A 22,352-nucleotide genomic window follows, 5' to 3' on the forward strand; every position below is an offset into this window, starting at 1 on the left:
TTAGAATTTATAATTTAATGCTACCGAATAATTTCTTGGAGCAATAGGATTTAAACTGTTATCGTCATGGATATTGTAATTAAGCTCATTGAATACGTTACTCCATTTGGTGTGGATGGACCATTTCTTATAAGAGTAACTCAAAGTTGCGTCCACCTGAATATAACCTTCTAACGGTATCAATTTGTAGGTGTCATTAGGAATAGTCAGCCTGGTTGAACGGCCAGCATATCGTTGCCCAAAATAACTATTGATCAATCCCAGGTTTAAACCTTTCAATTTTCCGGTTTCAAATTTATAGTTGATGTTGAAGTTGGCAGTATTTTTAGGATTGTAACGCAATTCGCTTCCTTCGATGTAGATATTGCTTTTTCTGTATTTGGTTTCATTAAAGCTGTAACCAGCCAAAACGGAAAGACCTTTTAGCGGATTGGCAACCAAATCAATCTCAACTCCATTGCTTCGGGTTTCACCAGCTAATTCCCTTGCAGTTGGAACAGTCAATGATGCCTGAGCCAAATCGCTATTGGTAATTTGGTAAGCGGTTATATTGACAAACAATCTTTCGTCAAAGAATTTGTTTTTAATACCGATTTCATATTGATCTATAATAGACGGATCTAAATTTTTTCCATTAACATCAACTCCGGTATTGGTTTGAAACGAGTTCGAATAACTTGCAAAAATGCTGTGGTTTTCGGATGGCTGGATTACCAAGCCGATTCTTGGAGAAAACGCATCATCATAATTATCGGTTGGCGTATTGGTAGCAGGATTGGCTCCAACAGCATATTTGTAAACATTATTGCGGGTATCCTGATAAGTATAACGCACACCTGCCAGTAATTTTACATATTTATTTAAGGAAACCAAGTCCTGGATATATACTCCGAAACGATTCACAGGTACAGTTGTCAAGGTGTTCTTATCTAAGTCGGGACGAGGAAGTTCAACTGCTGGGTTATAAGGTTGAAAAATATTGATGTTGTCGTAAAAAGCCTGCCCGCCATTATTGGCAGCGGTTAATCCGTAATAAGCAGTTGTTGTGGTTTTATATTTTTCCCAATCGCCACCAAAAAGCATTTGATGTGCAATTTTACCCGTATTAAAATTTCCTTTAAGGTCAAGTTGTTGGATGTAGTAATTGTCCTTTACTTCATTTCTTTGAAGGTTTCTATTCCAACTCCCATCAGGCTGCACTACAGAACCTGCAGAATTTGGTCGTGCGTTTGAGAACAAATCGGTATCGTAATAACGGATTCCGTTTAAATAGGAAATATTCCATTTGCTTGATAATTCGTGAGTTAATGTGGCTGTAGCCGATGCTTGTCGGGCACCAAAGTAACCCCAACTTACACCTACAAAACGATCTCTTGGAATGTCTACAATTTCGTAATTGATGATTCCGGCTCCAAAATCAGGTGTTCTTCTGTCTTTAAGAAAATCACCTTCAATTAAAAGTTGGGTTTTTTTGGAAATTTTAGCTAAAAATGATGGGTTAAAATAAAAGCTTTCTGAATGGACTTCGTTGCGGAAGCTATCCCCTTTTTCGTAAGCACCGTTAACCCTGAAAGCTAAAGTCTTGCTTTTATTTAGTGCATTGTAAACATCAAATGTTGGTTTGAAGGTATTCCAACTACCTAATTTGAAACCTGCTTCACCACCAAATTCAAACTTAGGTTTTTTTGTTACAAGATTCAAAACGCCACCCGGAGCAACATTCCCAAATAGTATGGCTGCGCTTCCTTTTAAGAACTCAGCCCGTTCAATTCCGCTCATTTCAGTTCTCATTCCGCTAAAATAACGAACGCCATTTTTGAATGTATTCGAGCTTGATAGGGCAGAACCTCTTGATGCAATCTCTTCCTGATATCCACCTGTTGTTCCCATTATATAAACCCCATTTACATTTTTCAACAAATCGGTAATAGAGTTTATCTGTTGGGTTTCTATTACTGCTGCTCCAACAACTGTGGTAGCTTGTGGTAAATCCATTGGTTTGATTCCGGATTTTCCAACAGAAACAGGATTTTTTTGCTGGTTAGCGGTCACAATTACTTCCTGCAGAACCTGTCCTTTCTTGTTCTTTACTGTATCGTTAAGTACATAATATTCTTCTGGAGTACTTCTATAATTTTCCTGAGAAAAAGCGGCAACACTTATAAGCAGTGCCATTGTCGTAAGGGGCAAAGATTTAAACATTTATTTAGATTAATTAAAAATAATTTTTTGCAAAGATACTCTTCAAAATGCATTTTCAAAAGATTATTTAGACTGATTATTAATAAAGTTTTTATTTGATTGATTTGCTATATATTACAGCGAAACTTTAACATTTTGCCTTACAGGTTTAGAATTCAAAAAGGCCAACTTTAAAGCTGGCCCTTTTGAATTCTTTTTGTGTATAGTAATTATCTAACGATAAAAGAATCAATAATTTTATCTACTTCTTCCTGAGTTGCCGTTGGTTTTAATTCGAATAAAAATTCGTAAATGTTTTTGCCGTCTACTTTTTTCTGTAGTGTCAGATCTTTGTTGGCTGCATAAACCTTATCCCATTTTGCCCTAACTTTTTTCCAAAGCTCTCCGTTTTTCTTCCAGTAATCCTGAGCTGCCTTACATTTACTGTTGTCCACTTTAGTATAAACATCAAGCCCTTTTTCCTGTGCCAACAAAACATCGTTCCCGCTATCATCGCGAACCAGCTTATCATTATCCTGTTCGTGCAGCCAGCCATATTTTGTGATTTCGTGGATGTTCCTTCTTTTCAAAACATTGTAATCATCACGTTTAGTATACTCCCTTCTTGGAAGCGGCGCGTCGGCAGTATTTCTCCAATAATCACTTCCGTCAACGTGAACCCAGCTTGAACTTCCTTCATATCTTGGGCTGTCATCAACCTGATACACTTTCTGTGTCCATTGTCCTTTCGCATCTTTCGAAGCCAGTTTTTTGTATTTCCAGGTTTTGTCCTTTAAGAACGAATATTGATCAGTGTTTTCATAAAGCCAATCCTGGCGCCAGTGTTTTACAATATCGTCTTCAGTTTTTCCAACGATTAATAAATGTTGCAGTACTAATTTGTTTGGTTGGTCTTCAACCAATTCCACCCATTCCAAGCCATAATCGTGTTTTGTTTCAGATGGTTTGTATTTCGCCGAGTCTTTAGCATAACTGAATGTCTCTGTAAAATTGAATTTTATCTCATAGCAGCCACACATTGATTTAATCGATTTTATGTCTTGTTGTTTTTTTGATTGCTTTACCAGTTCGCTTCCGCTCGTGCCCTGGCTTTTTACAGTAATTCCAACCAGCATAATTGATGCGGAAAATAGGAGTGTTTTGATTTTCATAAGGTTATGTTTTTAAGTAAAAATTTCTTTTGCAAATATATTATATTTATTTAGAACAATTAAAAATAAGGTATATATTTGCCAAAAATAATTATTAAGAATGCTTCTAAATAGATATTGTTGTTGGTTAATGATAAGCTGCTCAGGTGCTGTATTTGCTCAGGAAACGAAGCCTGTTGATAGTACCAAAATAGAAACTCTAGACGAGGTTTTTGTTACCGCAACACGAACGGAAAGACAACTTTCATCATTGCCATTACCCACATCGATAATCCTTTCTTCCGATATTATCAAGGCTGGTGTTACAAAGTTAAATGAAATTTTATCAGAGCAAACCGGAATAATTACAGTCCCTGATTTTGGTGGAGGAGAAGGTGTTCAAATCCAAGGAATGGATTCTGCCTACACCTTAATCCTGGTTGATGGCGTTCCACTTATAGGACGAAGTGCCGGAACTTTAGACTTGTACCGAATCAGTGTTGGAAATATCGACAGGATTGAAATCGTGAAAGGAGCTTCTTCTGCTTTGTACGGTTCAGAAGCTTTGGCCGGAGTAATCAATATCATTACAAAAAGGCCTAAATACGATATGTTTGCAGGAGGTATTTCGGAACGTTTTGCAACTTTCAATACACACGATGTCAACGGGAATCTTATTTGGAAAAAGAAGAAATTTTCAGGAACCTTTTTTACCAATTATCACAGCACAGACGGTTACGATTTTAACGATCAGCCTTTCATACAGACTGTAGAACCTAATCACGATATAACTGTGCAACCCCGATTTTACTATGACTTTTCAGATAAACTAACGCTTATAGCAGGCCTACGGTTTTATAAAAACGAGCAGGATTATAAGGCAATAATTGAAGACGAAAATTGTGAGGGAAAGTCAGATGTCGATGAATGGGGAGCACAATTTCGTTTGGAGCATAAATGGAACTCCAAGATTGAATCGGAATATGAATTTTACAGCACAAATTATAAGGCAGAAGAATTCCTCAACAATCCTGAAGGACAGCGTTTTGATGATAGTTTTTATAATCAATGGCTTTTCCGCCCGGAAATCCGGACCACTTTTTCAATAAACAAGGATAAGCTCACAACCGGAGTTGGTGTCAATCACGAAACGCTGGAACGGACCTATTTTGACAACCGGATCACTTTTGACTCCCAGTATTTTTATGTTCAATACGATTACAATCCGATAGATAAGCTGAACATTTTAGCAGGATTCCGTTACGATATCCACAATCAATTCCAGTCACAATTGAGTCCGAAACTGGCAATGAATTATAAAATTTCCCCAAGCATTTCGCTAAAAACATCATTCGGCTATGGTTTTAAGGCTCCGGATTTCCGTCAGCTGTATTTCGATTTTACGAATTCTTCTGTGGGTTATACCGTTTTGGGATACAACGTGGCAGAAAACCGATTGGACACATTCGAGGTCCAGGGACAATTATTGTCAAGGGTTGAAGGAATCAGTTTTTCCGATCATTTGAAACCGGAAAGCTCAGTCAATTTCAATTTAGGGTCTTTATACCAAAAAGGAAAACTGAAAATGGATGTCAATGCTTTCTATAATTCCATTACAAACCTAATCGATACGCGTGTTGTTGCCCAGAAAACCAATGGGCAGAATGTATTCAGCTATTTCAATATCAATGAGATTTTTACCTACGGAATTGAATACAATGCAACTTATAAATTCAGCAGCGACTTTAGGGTTTCATTTGGTTACCAATATATGGTTGCCAAAGATAAGTCGGTGATTAAAGCAATTGAAAACGGTGAAGTTTTTGCACGTGACCCCATTACTTTGGAATCCTTTCAGCTGACAAAATCGGATTATTTCGGTTTGTTCAATCGTTCGAAACACATTGCCAACATTAAGCTGTATTACAGCATTCCAAAAATAAAAACCGATGTCAGCCTGCGTGTGATTTACCGCAGCAAGTTTGGATTGTTCGACACCAACAGCAATCAAATTTTAGACATCTATGATGATTTTGTAAACGAATATTACATTGCCAATTTATCATTATCCAAATCATTTAAAGACAAAATCACACTCCAGGTTGGCGCCAATAATTTGTTTGATTTTACCAATCCACGTGAGATAAGCAATATTCCGGGAAGACAGGTTTTCGGGAAACTGCAGTTCAATTTTTAACTTATTTAATCACTTATATATAAACACTTTTTTACTATGAAAACAAATTTTTTTAAACTTTCAATTTTAGCTTTAGTAGTTGCATTTTCTTCCTGCAGCAATGATGATTCAAACCATACAGTTGCTTTGGAAACCAAAACAGTTTCCAACCTTAATGCTCCACAGACAGGAGGACAGGGACAACCTGTTGGAGGTGCTTTTACCAAATTCAGTTTCTCTCAAAACGCTGTAGTAACAGATGATTCCTGGGATATCGCTTTCCGCGGAACAACAATCATTGTAAATGGTGGTGACGAAATCGGAATTACTGACGAACCAACAAGAACCGGAGTTGGAGCTGTAAGCATTGTGAGCAGTACCTTGGCGAATGTTACGACTTTCCCGGCAGCAGCTACTTTTGCACAAGACGGAGCAACAACTTATGCAATTCCAACAGGAAGTGGAAATGGTTGGTATTCTTACGATCAGGCAACCAACATCATTTCTCCGATTGCAGGGAAAGTGTTTGTAGTTAAAACACACGATGGGAAATATGCAAAATTCGAAATTTTGAGTTATTATAAAGATGCACCAGCAACGCCTGATGCAACTTCACTGTCGAGATGGTTTACATTCAAATTTGTTTATCAGCCAAACAGTACTACGACTTTCTAGTTTAATTTTTAAATGCAAAAAGACCCGATCATTAATTTGGCCGGGTCTTTTTTATTGTGGGAAATTGATTTTATTTTTTAACCATCGGATAACTTTCCTGGCTTTGTTTTCCCTGCTGTTTTCCTGAAATTGTAGCAAGAAGATTGGTTTCGTTTACTCTTTTATAAGTAATTTTTTGAGGATAATCGTGCGCCGGGTTTTCAAAACTGAAAGCATTTTCAGCATCTGAAGTCATCGTAAAGGTTGTTGGTTCATTGTTGTTTTGACCATTAACCGTTGGGATGTACAACAAATTATCTCCTTTTTGGGTCAACACAATATTCTCTAAATGAATCGTATCTTTTTCCTTAATGAAAAAACTCCTTCCGGTAAAGGTGCTGTCATTTTCCTTGGTCCAGATTTCGGAAACTATTCCGTCAGGAAGCTTTTGTTCCCAGCTTCCGATAACCCATTCCATTTTTTTGAGTTTCTCAAATTTGTTCCCCGTTTTTTTTTCGCACGAAGCCAGGCAGCATAAAGCCAATGCTGATAATAATATTAGTCGATAGTGTTTCATAGAAGTTTGATTAGTAAGGTAAAAATAGTAAACTTATTTGTGATTTACATATTTTGGAAAAAAAGGGATGCGCTTTCTAACTTCAGAAAACTTTTTATGAACGGGATATTGCCTGTTTGAAGTAATGTTGTTGAAAAATAGCGCGACAAGGAGCAATATCATGCTTCCCACCAAAACGGGAGATACCACATACCAATAGCCAAGGTTTTTCAGTTCAGCCGAACCCGTTACAGCAATCAGTGCTGTTGCTCCTCCAGGAGGATGCAGGGTCTTGGTAATCTGCATTAGGACTATAGATAAAGAAACCGCCAATGGAGCTGTAATCCATAAAATATCGGGTGCCAGTTTTTGGACCGTAACCCCAATCAAAGCCGAAACCAAATGCCCGCCAATTAAATTACGTGGCTGAGCCAACGGGCTTTGGATTACACCATATACCAAAACACTTGAAGCACCAAAAGAACCAATGAGGTAAATTACATCCGAATGTGGCAAAGTTTGCGATTGCAGGTATGCAATAATTCCGATGCCTATAAACGAACCAACAAATGCCCAAAAATGCTCGCGGAAATTGATCAGGGTTTCCTTGTACAGAATGTATCTCGTTCGGCGGTAACCTCTTTTTATCTTTTTTATCGGCATGACCTAAGATTTGGAAATGGCAGGAGAATAAGTGTAAACCGTAAACGGATAAATCATTTTCGAAGTGTATTTAGCAATCAGGCACACTACTAGAATTGGCAAAAATAAGGTATAATCATTCGTCATTCCACAAACCAGGAATAATGAAGTGAAAGGTGCATGAATGCTGGCACTTAAAACGGCTGCCATTCCAATCACCATAAAATTAACAGGAATGACATCGGCGTGGAAACTATTCAATATAGTAGCCAACAGCAATCCCAAAAAAGCACCAATAAAAAGGCTTGGTGCAAATACACCACCATCACCACCGGAAGCCAATGTAACCGAAGTGACAATCGGTTTAAGAAGCACGATTCCGGCGAAGCTCAATAAGAACCCTAATGTTAATGTTGGATTAGTTTCCAAAAATAAACCTTTCATGGCATGGTAACCATCGCCATATAATTGCGGAAAAACGAACAAGGCCGCACTCAAAAGCAAAGCTCCAAAACCAATCCGGTAATAATCATTATTGAATTTAGAAAATTGTGACTTAAAAAAGATAACCATTTTTGTCAGGAACACCGAATTGATTCCGGCCAAAATTCCTAGTAAAATAAAATAAGGAATCGCATATAAGTGCCAGCTGGTAATGCTTACAGCAAACAGCGGTTCTTCGTTCATCATATACAATAAGGCTGAAGCCAATGATAAGGCGATGATATTCGTCAGGAAGAAAATCCTATTGGTTTTTTTGGCAATCACTTCCATCGAAAAAAGGATTCCTGCAATAGGACTGCTGAAGAGTATGGTAATTCCGGCTGTAATTCCGGAGCAGATTAATTCGGTTTTATATTTCCTGAAAAGATGCTCTTTCTTTTGTGTCGCCGCACCAATTGCTGCCGTTGAAACTACAGTCGAAACCTCAATTCCCGTTGAACCTCCAAACGCAACAGTAAATAATCCGTTGATGAAGTGTGATGGGATTTTATACATCGGCAGACTTTTGTTTTTGGAATTGGTCGCCTCAAAAATTTCCTTGATGCCTTTATTTTCCTTTTTCTTAAACAGGTAATACCTCAAAAAGTGAATGATGAGCAATCCGATTATTGGGAAAACAAACATTAAAATGCGGTTCTCTGTTGCTTTTAAAAGGAAAATGCTTTCCAGGTATTCGGTGGAATGCTTTAAAGTAATTGCCAAAAAGGAGGAAAGTACACTAATTAGCGCAGCGGCTATAATCAGTTTTCGGATGAGGATGAGGCTGAAATACTTTTTGATTTTTGTAAATGATGTCATTGGGAAGTGTCTATTTTACAAAATTACTAAAGCATTTCCCTAAATCCGATTTTAGAATCTTAAAACTATCACAAAAAAACGAAAGGTTAAAAAGGAGCAAAATTGAACAGTTTTTATTACTTTTGCACTCCAAAATGAATACGATATGTTAGATAGATTGCAATATGTAAAACAACGTTTCGATGAAATCTCGGATTTGATTATTCAGCCCGATGTTATCTCCGACCAAAAACGTTATGTACAGTTAAATCAGGAATACAAAGGATTAAAGGCATTAATGGAAAAGCGTGACGAATATGTTATGCTTGATGCGAATATAAAAGAAGCCAACGAAATCCTGGCTGATGGTTCTGATGCAGAAATGGTTGAAATGGCCAAAATGCAATTGGAAGAAGCCAAAGAACGCTTACCGGAATTGGAAGAGGAAATCAAATTCATGTTGATTCCTAAAGATCCTGAAGACGCTAAAAACGTAATGGTTGAAATCCGTGCCGGAACTGGTGGCGATGAAGCCTCTATTTTTGCCGGAGATTTATACAGGATGTATACCAAATATTGTGAAAGCCGTGGTTGGAGAACTTCAACTGTTGATATGAATGAAGGAACTTCAGGTGGTTTTAAAGAGGTAATCTTTGAAGTAACCGGTGAAGATGTATACGGAACCTTGAAGTTTGAAGCCGGAGTGCACCGTGTACAGCGTGTGCCGCAAACAGAAACGCAAGGACGTGTTCACACTTCTGCTGCGACAGTTATGGTTTTACCGGAAGCTGAGGAATTTGACGTACAGATTGATATGAATGATGTCCGTGTCGATTTCTTCTGTTCATCTGGTCCAGGTGGACAATCGGTGAATACTACAAAATCTGCTGTGCGTTTGACACACATTCCTTCTGGTTTGGTGGCACAATGCCAGGATCAGAAATCACAGCATAAGAATAAGGATAAAGCGCTTGAGGTATTGCGTTCGCGTTTATACGAACAGGAATTAGCCAAAAAACAGGCTGAAGATGCTACCAAACGTACCTCTCAGGTAAGTTCGGGTGACCGTTCGGCAAAAATCAGAACCTATAACTATGCACAAGGACGTGTAACCGATCACCGAATTGGATTGGACGTTTTTGATATGGATGGTGTGATGAACGGAAAAATCCAAAAATTTGTTGACGAGCTTCAGTTGGTCAACAATATGGAGAAACTAAAGGAAAGCGAAGTTTTCTAAACCAAAATAAAAAAGGGCTAACATTTAATGTTAGCCCTTTTCTCTTGCTTACTTAGCATTAGATTCAAAGTGACCGAATCTAAATCCATAAACAAGTTGACTGCTTACTTAGCTGCAGGTTTCCATGTTTTAGAGCCTGAATCCATAAGCAAGTCTCAAAGCGATCATCCCGAAACCTTTATCTGTAGTTCCGTCATCGTTAATTGTCGGGAAATCTGTATAATGTTCATATCTCAAACTGGCATCAAAATATTTATTGGCATAACCAATACCAGGGCTTAAAAGGAATGAGTTGTCGTCATAATCATTGGTAACTGCAAATGCATAACCAACTTCTCCTAGTAAATAAAGCTGGTCTTTTAAAACGAAAGCCTTAAATCCTCCTTTTACAGGAATGTATCCTAAATCGTTGTCATCTCCTTTGATGAAAAAATTGTTGAATCCTGTAGTCAATGTTAGCGAATATCTTGTAGATAAGTCATATTGAAGCCTAACATCGGCTCCTAAATTCCAGTCATAAGGATCTGCACTTAATGGTACTCCGCCGCTAAGGCCGAACCCAAGGCGCCATCCCTGGTCATAATTTTCTGTTGAAGTGCTTGTTGTAGTCGTCGTTTCCTGTGCGGTGGTCGTGACTGAACCTAGTAGACATAGGGCTGCTACTGCTAATTTCGCTGAGTTTTTTAAAATCGTTTTCATGGTATTTAATTTAGTTAGTATTGGTGTAGGTTTTCTACACTCAGAGGTGCAGCATTGCTACACTTTCTCTCCTTTTATGATTTTTAATAATACAACCACAACTGCTGCCAATAATAATAAATGGATAATTGCTCCTGTGTTGTAAATAAAAAATCCTAATGCCCAAAATATTAATAGTAATATCACGATGCTATAGAGTAAATTTTGCATGACAGATTCGAGGATAATTGTTAAAAAAATAGTTCCTGTTCCAATGAAATTGCCTATTCTCATTGTACATTACAAAGTTGCAAGATTTACAAAAATGTTGTGTTATAGTTTTTTTTTGAATTGTTATAGCATTCCCATGAAAAAATCGGTGAACAACAAAAAACTCCTATGAATAACACAGGAGTTGGAGATTTGAAGGATTATAGTTAGTTTTCTGTCTCTTCGGGAAGATAGATGGTAAAGGTTGCGCCTGCATTGGGTTTTCCTGTTGCAGAAATAAAACCTCTGTGGTTCTCTACAATTTTTTTGCAAATTGCAAGGCCTATTCCGGTTCCTTCATATTCATTCTTATTGTGAAGACGGTTGAAAAGCACGAATATCTTTTCGGCATATTCCTGCTCAAAACCGATACCATTGTCCTTGAAGGTAATTTTATAGAACTTTTCCTTGTTGCTCTTTGGAATCAATTCCTCATCAGCAGCAGTTACTTTTTTACAGGAGATTTTTATATCTGGCGGTATACCTGCCTTGCTGTATTTTAGAGAGTTGTTGATAAGATTGATAAACAATTGCTGAATCTGAAACGGAATCACTTTGAGTTCGGGTAAAGACTGATTGGTGATTTTTGCGCCCTTTTCTTCAATAAATTGTGCCAGATCCAATTTGGCATTGTCCAATAACTCATTCAAATCGGTATCCTCAAAAACCTTTTCGTTTTTGGTTGTTCTCGAATATTGGAGTAAATCCTCAATAAGAATCCGCATTCGTTCGACCGAATTATTGATTCGCTCCATATACTCCTTGCCGGTTTCAGATAGGCTATTGCCTTCTTTCTCAGACAAACGCGAAACAAAGGTTTGTATTTTTCGCAACGGTTCCTGCAAATCGTGGCTTGCGGCATAATTGAAAGCCACAAGTTCTTTATTGCTCGCTTCGAGTTCGAGATTTTGTTGTTCCAATGACAATGATGCCAATACTTCATCGGTTACATCGCTATTGGTTCCAATCAGGATTTTGTCTCCAAGTTTATTGATAACGATTCTCCCTGTAGTCCTAAAATACCTTACTTTTTTATCTTTACGGATAATCCTGTAGGTAAATGGGGGAAGGCTGACATTCTTCACCAATTTATCAGTAGCTTCCTTGAATGAATTCAAATCTTCGGGATGGATATATTTCAGGAAATTCTCCTGACTGGCAAAAAATCCCTGTGGTTTGAAACCAAGCAAACTGTAGTTGTTATCAGACAGCGTATATTCATTGGTGTCAATATTCAATTCCCAGCTTCCGAAACTGCCGACATTTTCGGCAAGATTGCTTGACTCGTTAAGCAATGCCAATCGGTTGTTGGTCATTTTAAGCCTGTCCAAATCCTTATTGATCCTAATGTAGGATATTGAAATTAAAACCAGCGTTACCAATAGCGTGAGGTATATGAAAACCGGAGTGACCTTAACAGTGTCTTTGTAATTGATTTCCCTTGCCTTGAGCATTTTTTTCTCAACCAAGTTCATTTCGTCGATTTGTTTCCGAATGCTGTCCATGGTTTGTTTGCCAATGTCAAATTTTTCCTTTAATCTTTTGTCAGATAAGGATTTGCCCATGGCAAGATGTAAGGTCAGCGAAAGATAGTTCTGCCTTTTGCTGATGTAAAATTCCAATTTCCTGAGATTGTGTTCCTGAAGCCTATTGCCCTGGGTATATTTTTTGACCTTTTCAAAAGACTCGTCTATTTTTTTTTTGGAATCAAGATAAGGCGTTAAATAAGTAGAATCCCTTGTAATCAGATAGCCACGCTGTCCTGTTTCAGAATCTTTGATGTAGGACATCAACCGTTCCAATTCCAAACTCACTTCATACGAATGGCTTACCCTGCTGGATGAATTGCCAACAAGGCTGATGTGTTTGAATGTGACGGCAGAAATAAAGAAAATAACAAAAATAGAAACCACAAAAATGCTTTTGAGAAAAATGCTTGATTTGTATATTCTCTTTAGTTCCATGGTTTTTATTTGGGGTTTGGGCTTTATAAACGCAATAGAAAATTATCTTTATTTAATCCTGATGTATGGTATTGCCAGTTGATGGTAACCACTTCGGCGAGTACTTTCTTGAGTGTTGTAAAATCGCTGGGCTTCTTTATATAAATATTGGCTCCCTGTACAAAAGTTTCTTCAATATGTTCTTCTGATGATGAAGTAGAGAATATGGCAATGGCTATATCCTTGAATTTGTCATCGCTCTTAATTTCATACAGGCATTCAATTCCGTTTTTCTTGGGCATGTTTAAATCCAGGAATAAAACGTTGGGTAATACCGCATCAGGCGTATTCAGATAATCCATTAATTCCACACCGTCGTTAAAAGTGTTTACTTTGGTGTTAATCTTTAATTCATCGAATGCATCTGTAAAAAGCAATCTGTCGTCTTCATCATCGTCCGCCAAAATAATGTGTATATAATCCTTATCCATTGGTTTTATTTTTTATTAGCTATTTCTCTTCTTTTGTTTATTATTCGTTGGAAAGCAGAAGGCGTAATTCCTGTTGCGTTCTTAAATTGTGTGCTCAAATGGGCAACACTCGAATAATTCAGTTGAAAAGCAATTTCGGTTAAACTCAAATCAGTGCTTACAATCAGTTGTTTTGCATATTCAATTTTCTGTAAGATAATATAATTCTCGATAGAAGTATAGGTTACGTCAGAAAATAAATTGGAAAGATAGCCATAACTGTGGCTCAGTTTGTCAGCAAGATAAACGGAACTTTTTACGTTTACCAGTTCCGGGCTGTGGATCATCTCGATTATAGTGTCTTTTATTTTTTGGACCAAAACACTTTTTTGGTTTTCAATGATGTCAATGCCATAACCTTTCAGTTCTTCGGCAAATGCTTTAAAAACATCGGTGTCTGGTTTCTCCAAAATGTCAACTTCTCCAAAGCCCAGTATTTTGTGCTTAATGTTGTGTTGGATGAGTTTTTCTTCCAAAACTTTGCGGCAGACAGTATTAAAGTCAAATTTGATAAATAGCTTCATGTAAATTTTTCGGTTTGATGTAAATATAAAGATATTCTAATAAAAAAGCCGCATTTGTCACGCGGCTTTTTTTTACTAACCCCAACTTTTTATTATTGGGCAAACAATAATAGTAGGTGCTTATCGTTTGCTTTACAAAGATATTCGGCATATTCTTCAGGATGGTTATATAATTATCCAGTATTGTTACAGAATTTTCACTTTCTGAATTTCAATTTGTAACTTTGCCCAACACAACTACAATATGACTACACAACAACTTGTTCAGGAAATCCACAAAAAAAAATCATTTCTCTGCATTGGCCTTGATGTCGATTTAACCAAAATCCCAAAGCATTTGGCAGGACTTGAAGATCCAATTTTTGAATTCAGCAAAGCTATTATCGATGCGACACATGATTTATGTGTGGCTTACAAACCCAACATTGCCTTTTATGAAGCCTATGGTTTAAAGGGATGGAAATCGCTTCAGAAAACCATTGATTACCTTAATGAAAACCATCGCGATATTTTTACCATTGCCGATGCAAAGCGAGGCGATATTGGCAACACATCAACAATGTATGCTAAGGCTTTCCTTGAAGATTTGAATTTTGATTCGGTAACGGTTGCTCCTTACATGGGAAAGGATTCCGTAGAACCTTTTCTGGAATTTGAGAATAAACACGCCATTATGCTGGCATTGACTTCCAATGAGGGCGCCTTTGATTTCCAAACAAAAAATGCTGAAGGAAAGGAATTATACAAACTTGTTATTGAAACATCCAAAACCTGGAAAAATCCCCAGAAACTGATGTATGTTGTGGGCGCAACCAAAGCGGAATATTTTACTGAAATCCGGAAAATAATTCCCGATAGTTTTATCCTCGTTCCCGGCGTTGGTGCTCAGGGCGGAAGTTTGCAGGAAGTCTGCAGATATGGAATGAATGAAAATGTTGGGTTGCTCATCAATTCTTCACGTGGAATCATTTATGCCTCAAATGAAAAGGATTTTGCCCAAAAGGCGAGGGAAGAAGCGGTTAAAATGCAACAGGAAATGGAAATCATTTTGGCAAATAAATAATCGCTTTGAAAACCATAATTGACCAAATTGGAGTTTCCCATACTTTTGAAACAACCCCTAAAAGGATAGTCTCATTGGTTCCTTCGCAAACGGAATTGCTTTATGATTTGGGACTGGAAGAAGAAATTGTTGGGATTACGAAATTCTGCGTGCATCCTTTTCATTTTAAATCGACCAAGAAAATCATCGGCGGAACCAAGAAAGTCCATGTTGAAAAAATCCGTTTGTTGCAACCGGACATCATCATTGCCAATAAAGAAGAAAATACCTTTGAGATTGTTGAGGAATTATCCAAAATCTGCACAGTTTGGGTCACCGATATTATTACTTTGGTAGACAATCTGAAAATGATAGAGAATTTCGGGGTTCTTTTCAATAAAAGGACAGAAGCTCAAAAATGGATTGATAAAATCAATTTTGCCCACAAGGATTTTCTAAATTTCATCAAAGAAAAGGAAACTTTAAAAGTGGCTTATTTCATTTGGGCCAATCCCTATATGGTTGCCGGAGGAAATACTTTTATCAATGAATTGCTTAAGCTGAATAAGTTTGAAAACATCTATGATAATAACCCAAAGTATGAAGGAAGATATCCCGAAATCATTATCCAAAAAATGCGTATTCAGGGTGACCCCGATTTGGTTTTATTGTCTTCTGAGCCTTTTCCGTTCAACGATGAACATGCCTTCGAATTAGGCAGGCATACCCATCATGCCAAAACTGTTTTTGTCGATGGTGAGATGTTCTCGTGGTATGGCAGCAGATTGGTAAAAGCTTTTGATTATTTCAAAAAACTACACGAACGTATTGCATAAAAAAAACCGGTGCCTCTTGGGGAAACACCGGAGTTTTTAACTAACCTAAACCAATATAATAAAAAACCAAATTTATTACACTACAAAGATACGCCCACTTTTCGAGTGTCTGTGTTAAACAAATGTTATTCTTATGTTATTGGTTTCTAAAAATTTACAATTATTTTTTGTCCTGCATTGCGAATACATTTTGCAATAAAGTTGAAGTCCTTGAATTGAGGTTGGTTCGGATGTTCTTTTCCTCAACCGCTATCATTTTGAAAACACCTTCCAGTGCTTTATTGGTGGTATAATCTGTTAAATCAGGGTTAACTTTTTTGACAAAGGGAATGCTGTTGTATTTGGTTATTATGTTTGACCAAACCTTATCAGCTCCAACTTTGGCAAACGAATTTTTGATAACCGGATTGAATTTCGTGTATAACGGACTTGTAGTTGTAGTCTGCAGGTAAGAAGTTGCAGCATTGTCATTTCCCATTAAAATGTTTTTGGCATCGGTAAAAGTCATTTGTTTTACTGCATTGACAAAAATCGGAGTGGCTTCTTTGGTGGCATCTTCTGCAGCCCGGTTCAGCATTTTGATTCCATCATCTGCCAAAGAACTCAACCCAATTTTCCTTAATGCCTTGTCTACTTTTTGTAATTCTTCGGGCATAAGGATTTTAACAGCTTCATTTTTATAAAAACCATCCACAGCAGTAAGCTTAGATACTTGTTTGGATATTCCGTTGTTCAGCGCTTCCTTTAATCCGCCGGCAATGTCGATGCCGTTTGTGGAATTAACTTGTGGGAACTGGCTGGCAACCTGCTGTAGTTCGGCACAGCTCATAAATGTAAATGCCAGTAAAAAGAAAAATAATGATTTGATCATAATTGAAAAAATGTTTTTTGGGTATTCAAAAATTGTAAGTTTCATAATAATAGATTTGAAGTTCAAATTTAAAAATAGATTAACAGGAATATGTTAATTTCTGCCCAAACTTTCCAAAAATTATGCCAGTGGATTAGGCGTTAATTTTTATTAATTCCGTAAATTGCGGCACTAAAATTATCATATTCCCATAATGGAACCACAAATCCCATACATTCCAAAAAATAAAGTTAGAATCGTAACAGCAGCGTCACTTTTTGACGGCCACGATGCTGCTATCAACATCATGCGGAGAATCATTCAGGCTACTGGTGTTGAAGTAATCCACTTAGGCCACGACAGAAGTGTTGAAGAGGTTGTGAATACAGCAATCCAGGAAGATGCCAATGCCATTGCGATGACTTCGTATCAAGGAGGCCACAATGAGTATTTCAAATATATGTACGATTTGCTTAAAGAAAAAGGAGCAGGGCATATTAAGATTTTTGGTGGCGGAGGCGGAGTGATTCTTCCGAGTGAAATAGCCGAGCTGCAGGACTACGGAATAACCCGTATTTATGCTCCTGACGATGGCCGCGCTATGGGATTGCAGGGTATGATTAATGACTTGGTACAGCGTTCCGATTATCCGATTGGCGACAAACTAAACGGTGAGCTTAAGCATATTGAAGACAAGAATCCAACTGCGATTGCACGTTTGATTTCTTCTGCTGAAAATTTCCCTGAAATTGCCAAACCGGTTTTTGATGATATACATACCCGAAATGAAACCTCTAAAATCCCAGTCCTTGGAATTACAGGAACAGGCGGAGCAGGAAAATCTTCTTTGGTTGACGAATTGGTTCGTCGTTTCCTTATCGATTTTCCGGAAAAAACCATTGGTTTGATTTCGGTTGACCCATCCAAACGAAAAACGGGTGGCGCTTTATTAGGTGACCGAATCCGTATGAATGCCATTAATAATCCTAGAGTTTATATGCGTTCGTTGGCAACACGTCAGTCCAATTTGGCATTGTCAAAATATGTTGCCGAAGCGATTCAGGTTTTGAAGGCAGCGAAATACGATTTGATTGTTTTGGAAACTTCAGGAATTGGCCAATCCGATACTGAGATTATGGATCATTCCGATGTTTCTTTATATGTAATGACGCCCGAATTTGGGGCAGCTACGCAATTGGAAAAAATTGACATGCTTGATTTTGCCGACTTAGTGGCAATCAATAAGTTTGATAAACGCGGCGCACTCGATGCAATCCGCGATGTAAAGAAACAATATCAGCGTAATCATAATCTTTGGGATTCCAATCCTGATGATATGCCGGTTGTTGGAACCATCGCATCGCAATTCAACGACCCGGGAATGAACACGCTTTACAAAAAAGTGATGGACAAAATCGTGGAAAAGACAAATTCGGATTTGAAATCCGATTTCCACATTACCCGTGAAATGAGCGAAAAGATTTTTGTAATCCCGCCACATCGTACAAGGTATTTATCTGAAATTGCAGAGAACAACCGCAAATATGATGAAACGGTTCTGACTCAGGTTGAAGTAGCCCAAAAGCTTTATGGAATCTATAAAACGATAGAAACGGTTAGCAAAAAAGCAGTCAATATTGACAAGTCTGGAATTGAAGCTAACTCACTGAACATAAATAATGATAACGAAGATTTTCTAAACTTATTGGTTAAGGAATTTGATCGTGTTAAAATGAACCTTGATCCATTCAATTGGGAAATTATCAACACCTGGAATGACAAGGTAAATAAATATAAAAATCCAATCTACAGCTTTAAGGTGCGTGACAAGGAAATCAAAATCCAAACCCACACCGAAAGTTTATCGCATACCCAAATCCCAAAAGTAGCCCTGCCAAAATACCAGGCTTGGGGCGATATTTTGAGATGGAATCTTCAGGAAAACGTTCCTGGTGAATTTCCGTTTGCTTCAGGATTATATCCATTCAAGCGTGAAGGCGAAGATCCGTCGCGTATGTTTGCCGGTGAAGGTGGACCGGAAAGAACCAATAAGCGTTTCCATTATGTAAGCCAGGGAATGCCTGCCAAACGTTTGTCTACAGCGTTTGATAGTGTGACTCTATATGGAAATGATCCGGATTTGCGTCCGGATATTTATGGGAAAATCGGGAATGCCGGAGTTTCAATCTGCTGTCTTGATGATGCCAAGAAATTATATTCAGGTTTTGATTTGAGCCATGCATTGACGTCAGTTTCGATGACAATCAATGGTCCGGCACCAATGTTGTTGGGATTCTTTATGAATGCAGCCATCGACCAAAACTGCGAAAAGTACATTATTGAAAATAACCTTCAGGTTGAAGTTGAAGAAAGAATCAATGAAATCTACAAGGAAAAAGGATTAACCCGACCAAAATACAATGGCGAATTGCCACAAGGAAATAATGGGCTAGGGCTTATGTTGCTTGGAGTTACAGGAGACCAGGTGTTACCAAAAGATGTGTATCAAGATATTAAGGTAAAAACATTATCTCAGGTCCGTGGTACAGTCCAAGCCGATATCTTAAAAGAAGATCAGGCACAGAATACCTGTATTTTCTCTACCGAATTCGCTTTAAGGTTAATGGGTGACGTTCAGGAATATTTCATCCAGAAAAATGTGCGTAACTTCTACTCGGTTTCCATTTCAGGATATCACATCGCCGAAGCTGGTGCCAATCCAATTACACAGTTGGCATTTACACTGGCCAATGGTTTCACTTACGTGGAATATTATCTGAGCCGTGGAATGAACATCAACGATTTTGGTCCAAACCTGTCTTTCTTCTTCTCAAACGGAATTGATCCTGAGTATGCTGTAATCGGTCGTGTAGCGCGTAAGATTTGGGCAAAAGCCATGAAAAATAAATACGGAGCAAACGAAAGAGCGCAGATGTTGAAATACCATATCCAAACTTCAGGGCGTTCATTACATGCACAGGAAATTGATTTTAATGATATCCGTACGACCTTACAGGCGCTTTACGCGATTTATGACAACTGTAATTCACTGCATACAAATGCCTACGACGAAGCGATTACAACTCCAACGGAAGAATCTGTACGCCGTGCAATGGCAATCCAATTGATTATCAATAAGGAATTAGGTTTAGCGAAAAATGAAAATCCGATTCAGGGTTCATTCATAATTGAAGAACTCACAGATTTGGTTGAAGATGCTGTATTACAGGAATTCGATAGAATTACGGAACGTGGTGGAGTTCTTGGTGCAATGGAAACAATGTATCAACGAAGCAAAATCCAGGAAGAAAGCTTGTATTATGAAACCTTAAAGCATACGGGTGAATTCCCAATTATCGGGGTAAATACTTTCTTAAGTTCAAAAGGCTCTCCAACAGTGTTGCCTGCAGAAGTCATTCGTGCCACCGAAGAGGAAAAACAGGAGCAAATCAAAACATTGGACAACTTGCATAAAACCTACCACGACAAAGAGGATGAACAGATTGCGGCACTTCAAAACGCTGCAATTAATAATGAGAACATCTTTGAAGTATTGATGGATGCAACCAAGTATTGTTCACTTGGCCAGATAACTTCCGGCTTGTTTGAAGTAGGAGGACAGTATAGACGAAATATGTAAGCAGAAAACCAAAATCTTGTAAAGATTTTGTGGTGAATCGCTTATCCCGATGACTAATCGGAATCTATCATTAAAAAAGCCTCACATTTCTGTGGGGCTTTTTTTATCGTCATAAATTATTTCCATACTTGCCATTAAAGTGCCATAATCAGTTTCAGCTATTGGAATAGCTTGTTGCTATTACCTATTCTCCTGGCTTCTTCTTATTAAATTTTTTCGCAATCGCCTTGAGCTTTTCTTCACGCACGGCTTTCTTTGATTTTTCCTTATCTTGTGCCTTGTGAAGCTTATCGTTATGCGCTTTGATATTTTTGGCATTGTTTCTTCCCATGGTGTAAAATTACAATTTTTTGTTAAATTAAATTTTTGGCATAATTAATGAGTAGAACTTTGCATATCAAAAAACACTAAAAAAAATATAGCTATGAAAAGAATGACCCTAATTTTAGCCTTTATCGGGATGATATCGCTACAAAGTTGCAGTAATGAAGAAAACACAGACACCATCAGTGAAGTATTTGAATATACCGGTGTTAACTTTTTACCAAATGATTATAGTGTGGTATTAACATATCCTCACTCTACCTTTAACTCTGATATGGTGCTGGTTTACAGACTATCAGGATCCTTTCAGGGAGAAGATGTCTGGAAGCTTTTACCGGAAACGTATTATTTTGATGATGGAACCTTGGATTTAAGATACGATTTCGATTTTACCCGTTTTGATGCCGAAGTGCATCTTGAAGGTTTTGATTTAGCAGGTGTCAGCGATGCATTTAAACTAAATCAGGTATTAAGGGTTGTAATTGTCCCTGGAGCATTTGGTAAAACTGCTAAAGTAGATTACAGAGATTACAAAGCCGTTGTAAAAGCTTATAAGATAAAAGAAAGCAATGTTGTGAAAGTACAACAGTAAGAACATAACGGATTATTTAAAAAGCCATTCTTTTAAGAGTGGCTTTTTTTATTAAAAGATTGTTTTTCAATAGTTTGAAACATTTATTTTATCTCAAGTTAATTATTGATTTTTTAAGAATTTCTTAACAAATAACTTTTATTTTTGCTGATTAAATAATAAAAGCCCTTAAAATGAATATTCTAAAAAACAAGAAGTTTAGCCTTACCCATATTCTGATCTTCTCTTTATTTGCCGCAATCATAACTTATTTCATTACCAACTTTTTTGATTCCAAGCAATCAACCCAACAACTTGCCAGCACTAGTGGAACCTGCCGTGTAGACGTGAAAAGGCTCAATGGCCTAAAATACATCAAACCAATCATGTTTGAAGATGATGAATGTGAGGCGGACAATTTAGCCGACCTAAAGCTTAAAATCTCTCAAATTATAGATAGATATAAGGCAAATAACGATGCAGTAACTGCATCTTTTTACCTTCGTAAATGTGATAATAGTGAATGGACTTCACTAAACGACAATGAAAAATTTAGGCCTGCTTCGCTTTTAAAGATTCCGGTACTGATGACCATCCTTAAGATGAATGAAGACAATCCTGGATTTTTAAATAAGAAATTGAAGTTTGAAAAGAGCTTTGATGTATCCAAAAATGTAGCTTTCCGCTCTAAAGGCATTGAATTAGGAAAGTCCTATACTGTAAAGGAATTGCTGACTTACATGATAAAATTTTCAGATAATAATGCTACTTTATTGTTGGAAAACAATATGAGAATTGATGTTTTTCAAAAGATATTTGAAGATTTTGGACTGCCGGCCTTTAATCCAAAAGATAAATACTTTATCAGTGCCAAAGAGTATTCTTTTTTTATGAGTGCAATTTATAACGCGGCTTATCTGACTATAAAGGATTCTGAATTTGCAGCCGAGCTTTTGACAGAAAGTGATTTTAAGGATGGTATTGTTAAAGGCCTGCCTTCAAACATTCCGGTTGCACACAAGTTTGGTGAAGCAGGAAACATGATTGATAAAGAATTACATGAGTCGGGAATTGTTTATTTAGACCATGGTCCTTATTTACTGACTATAATGACAAAAGGCAGGGATAATCAAAAGCTTTCCAACTTGATTGCCGATATTTCTCAAGCGGTATATTTGGAAATGCGTAACAATGAGGCATCTACAATGTAAATAATTTTGATAAAAAAAGGCGTCCATCGGGACGCCTTTTTTATTTTATAAT

The 22,352-nt window shown here is 37.4% G+C and carries 20 protein-coding genes; 8 read left to right on the forward strand and 12 right to left on the reverse strand.

Features of this window, described 5'->3' with window-relative positions; translation table 11 throughout:
- The gene (locus L1S31_RS06955) at positions 1-2,202 is read right to left on the reverse strand and encodes a TonB-dependent siderophore receptor (protein WP_236463923.1); all 2,202 of its coding nucleotides are present in this window, start codon (positions 2,200-2,202) and stop codon (positions 1-3) included.
- Positions 2,203-2,411: 209 nt separating this feature from the next.
- On the reverse strand, positions 2,412-3,353 hold the full coding sequence (locus tag L1S31_RS06960; protein ID WP_236463925.1) for a DUF6607 family protein: 942 nt from the start codon (positions 3,351-3,353) through the stop codon (positions 2,412-2,414).
- A gap of 130 nt (positions 3,354-3,483) precedes the next feature.
- On the opposite strand from L1S31_RS06960, the gene L1S31_RS06965 reads away from it, so the two are divergent.
- On the forward strand, positions 3,484-5,529 hold the full coding sequence (locus tag L1S31_RS06965; RefSeq protein ID WP_236463927.1) for a TonB-dependent receptor plug domain-containing protein: 2,046 nt from the start codon (positions 3,484-3,486) through the stop codon (positions 5,527-5,529).
- Between the two features lie 36 nt (positions 5,530-5,565).
- Positions 5,566-6,183, forward strand: a complete 618-nt coding sequence (locus L1S31_RS06970) for an HmuY family protein (protein ID WP_236463929.1) — start codon at positions 5,566-5,568, stop codon at positions 6,181-6,183.
- Between the two features lie 70 nt (positions 6,184-6,253).
- Here the strand turns inward: L1S31_RS06970 and L1S31_RS06975 are convergent, their stop codons facing one another.
- Genes L1S31_RS06975 through L1S31_RS06985 form a run of 3 tightly spaced genes read right to left on the reverse strand, consistent with a single transcriptional unit; the run spans position 6,254 to position 8,662 of the window.
- Complete coding sequence (locus tag L1S31_RS06975) at positions 6,254-6,739, reverse strand: DUF6265 family protein (protein WP_236463933.1); 486 nt, start codon at positions 6,737-6,739, stop codon at positions 6,254-6,256.
- A gap of 33 nt (positions 6,740-6,772) precedes the next feature.
- Positions 6,773-7,381, reverse strand: a complete 609-nt coding sequence (locus tag L1S31_RS06980; protein ID WP_236463935.1) for an HPP family protein — start codon at positions 7,379-7,381, stop codon at positions 6,773-6,775.
- A 3-nt stretch (positions 7,382-7,384) separates the two neighbouring features.
- Entirely contained in the window at positions 7,385-8,662 is a 1,278-nt protein-coding gene (locus L1S31_RS06985; protein ID WP_236463937.1) for a chloride channel protein, read from the reverse strand.
- 145 nt (positions 8,663-8,807) lie between these two features.
- Here L1S31_RS06985 and prfA point away from each other — a divergent pair, with 145 nt between their 5' ends.
- A complete protein-coding gene (prfA, locus tag L1S31_RS06990) occupies positions 8,808-9,881 on the forward strand; it encodes a peptide chain release factor 1 (RefSeq protein WP_236463939.1) in 1,074 nt (357 codons plus the stop codon).
- Between the two features lie 129 nt (positions 9,882-10,010).
- Here prfA and L1S31_RS06995 read toward each other — a convergent pair whose 3' ends face one another.
- The 5 genes from L1S31_RS06995 to L1S31_RS07015 all read right to left on the reverse strand — a co-directional run bounded on the left by L1S31_RS06995 (position 10,011) and on the right by L1S31_RS07015 (position 13,826).
- Positions 10,011-10,580, reverse strand: coding sequence for a hypothetical protein (locus L1S31_RS06995; protein ID WP_236463941.1), 570 nt, complete (start codon positions 10,578-10,580; stop codon positions 10,011-10,013).
- Positions 10,581-10,637: 57 nt separating this feature from the next.
- Positions 10,638-10,853, reverse strand: coding sequence for a lmo0937 family membrane protein (locus L1S31_RS07000; RefSeq protein ID WP_370637871.1), 216 nt, complete (start codon positions 10,851-10,853; stop codon positions 10,638-10,640).
- A 143-nt stretch (positions 10,854-10,996) separates the two neighbouring features.
- Positions 10,997-12,793 (reverse strand): sensor histidine kinase, encoded by a 1,797-nt coding sequence (locus L1S31_RS07005; protein WP_236463944.1) that lies wholly within the window; start codon positions 12,791-12,793, stop codon positions 10,997-10,999.
- 23 nt (positions 12,794-12,816) lie between these two features.
- On the reverse strand, positions 12,817-13,263 hold the full coding sequence (locus tag L1S31_RS07010) for a response regulator (protein ID WP_236463947.1): 447 nt from the start codon (positions 13,261-13,263) through the stop codon (positions 12,817-12,819).
- 5 nt (positions 13,264-13,268) lie between these two features.
- On the reverse strand, positions 13,269-13,826 hold the full coding sequence (locus L1S31_RS07015) for a helix-turn-helix domain-containing protein (RefSeq protein WP_236463949.1): 558 nt from the start codon (positions 13,824-13,826) through the stop codon (positions 13,269-13,271).
- A gap of 244 nt (positions 13,827-14,070) precedes the next feature.
- Between L1S31_RS07015 and pyrF the strand changes: the two genes are divergently transcribed.
- Positions 14,071-14,889, forward strand: a complete 819-nt coding sequence (gene pyrF / locus L1S31_RS07020; RefSeq protein ID WP_236463951.1) for an orotidine-5'-phosphate decarboxylase — start codon at positions 14,071-14,073, stop codon at positions 14,887-14,889.
- Positions 14,890-14,894: 5 nt separating this feature from the next.
- A complete protein-coding gene (locus L1S31_RS07025) occupies positions 14,895-15,704 on the forward strand; it encodes an ABC transporter substrate-binding protein (RefSeq protein WP_236463953.1) in 810 nt (269 codons plus the stop codon).
- Between the two features lie 160 nt (positions 15,705-15,864).
- Here the strand turns inward: L1S31_RS07025 and L1S31_RS07030 are convergent, their stop codons facing one another.
- Positions 15,865-16,575: a DUF4197 domain-containing protein gene (locus L1S31_RS07030; protein ID WP_236464437.1), complete on the reverse strand. Its 711-nt coding sequence runs from the start codon at positions 16,573-16,575 to the stop codon at positions 15,865-15,867.
- Between the two features lie 193 nt (positions 16,576-16,768).
- Between L1S31_RS07030 and L1S31_RS07035 the strand changes: the two genes are divergently transcribed.
- Entirely contained in the window at positions 16,769-20,194 is a 3,426-nt protein-coding gene (locus L1S31_RS07035) for a methylmalonyl-CoA mutase family protein (RefSeq protein ID WP_236463955.1), read from the forward strand.
- A 184-nt stretch (positions 20,195-20,378) separates the two neighbouring features.
- Here the strand turns inward: L1S31_RS07035 and L1S31_RS07040 are convergent, their stop codons facing one another.
- On the reverse strand, positions 20,379-20,525 hold the full coding sequence (locus L1S31_RS07040) for a hypothetical protein (protein WP_236463957.1): 147 nt from the start codon (positions 20,523-20,525) through the stop codon (positions 20,379-20,381).
- A gap of 93 nt (positions 20,526-20,618) precedes the next feature.
- Here L1S31_RS07040 and L1S31_RS07045 point away from each other — a divergent pair, with 93 nt between their 5' ends.
- Together L1S31_RS07045 and L1S31_RS07050 are read left to right on the forward strand one after the other, a co-directional pair.
- Entirely contained in the window at positions 20,619-21,110 is a 492-nt protein-coding gene (locus L1S31_RS07045) for a hypothetical protein (protein ID WP_236463959.1), read from the forward strand.
- A gap of 173 nt (positions 21,111-21,283) precedes the next feature.
- On the forward strand, positions 21,284-22,300 hold the full coding sequence (locus L1S31_RS07050; RefSeq protein WP_236463960.1) for a serine hydrolase: 1,017 nt from the start codon (positions 21,284-21,286) through the stop codon (positions 22,298-22,300).
- The last annotated feature ends 52 nt before the right edge of the window (positions 22,301-22,352 follow it).

It is taken from the genome of Flavobacterium wongokense, from assembly GCF_021608265.1.
In the GTDB taxonomy this organism is placed as follows: Bacteria; Bacteroidota; Bacteroidia; order Flavobacteriales; family Flavobacteriaceae; genus Flavobacterium; species Flavobacterium wongokense.

Excerpts from the sequence above, each read along its gene's own strand:
- L1S31_RS06975 (WP_236463933.1), bottom strand. The coding sequence starts at position 6,739 with ATGAAACACTATCGACTAATATTATTATCAGCATTGGCTTTATGCTGC.
- L1S31_RS06955 (WP_236463923.1), bottom strand. The coding sequence starts at position 2,202 with ATGTTTAAATCTTTGCCCCTTACGACAATGGCACTGCTTATAAGTGTT.
- L1S31_RS06985 (WP_236463937.1), bottom strand. The coding sequence starts at position 8,662 with ATGACATCATTTACAAAAATCAAAAAGTATTTCAGCCTCATCCTCATC.
- L1S31_RS07015 (WP_236463949.1), bottom strand. The coding sequence starts at position 13,826 with ATGAAGCTATTTATCAAATTTGACTTTAATACTGTCTGCCGCAAAGTT.
- L1S31_RS07040 (WP_236463957.1), bottom strand. The coding sequence starts at position 20,525 with ATGGGAAGAAACAATGCCAAAAATATCAAAGCGCATAACGATAAGCTT.
- L1S31_RS07010 (WP_236463947.1), bottom strand. The coding sequence starts at position 13,263 with ATGGATAAGGATTATATACACATTATTTTGGCGGACGATGATGAAGAC.
- L1S31_RS06995 (WP_236463941.1), bottom strand. The coding sequence starts at position 10,580 with ATGAAAACGATTTTAAAAAACTCAGCGAAATTAGCAGTAGCAGCCCTA.
- L1S31_RS06980 (WP_236463935.1), bottom strand. The coding sequence starts at position 7,381 with ATGCCGATAAAAAAGATAAAAAGAGGTTACCGCCGAACGAGATACATT.
- L1S31_RS06960 (WP_236463925.1), bottom strand. The coding sequence starts at position 3,353 with ATGAAAATCAAAACACTCCTATTTTCCGCATCAATTATGCTGGTTGGA.
- L1S31_RS07045 (WP_236463959.1), top strand. The coding sequence starts at position 20,619 with ATGAAAAGAATGACCCTAATTTTAGCCTTTATCGGGATGATATCGCTA.
- L1S31_RS07050 (WP_236463960.1), top strand. The coding sequence starts at position 21,284 with ATGAATATTCTAAAAAACAAGAAGTTTAGCCTTACCCATATTCTGATC.
- L1S31_RS07000 (WP_370637871.1), bottom strand. The coding sequence starts at position 10,853 with ATGAGAATAGGCAATTTCATTGGAACAGGAACTATTTTTTTAACAATT.
- L1S31_RS06970 (WP_236463929.1), top strand. The coding sequence starts at position 5,566 with ATGAAAACAAATTTTTTTAAACTTTCAATTTTAGCTTTAGTAGTTGCA.
- L1S31_RS07005 (WP_236463944.1), bottom strand. The coding sequence starts at position 12,793 with ATGGAACTAAAGAGAATATACAAATCAAGCATTTTTCTCAAAAGCATT.
- L1S31_RS06965 (WP_236463927.1), top strand. The coding sequence starts at position 3,484 with ATGATAAGCTGCTCAGGTGCTGTATTTGCTCAGGAAACGAAGCCTGTT.
- L1S31_RS07030 (WP_236464437.1), bottom strand. The coding sequence starts at position 16,575 with ATGATCAAATCATTATTTTTCTTTTTACTGGCATTTACATTTATGAGC.
- pyrF (WP_236463951.1), top strand. The coding sequence starts at position 14,071 with ATGACTACACAACAACTTGTTCAGGAAATCCACAAAAAAAAATCATTT.
- prfA (WP_236463939.1), top strand. The coding sequence starts at position 8,808 with ATGTTAGATAGATTGCAATATGTAAAACAACGTTTCGATGAAATCTCG.
- L1S31_RS07035 (WP_236463955.1), top strand. The coding sequence starts at position 16,769 with ATGGAACCACAAATCCCATACATTCCAAAAAATAAAGTTAGAATCGTA.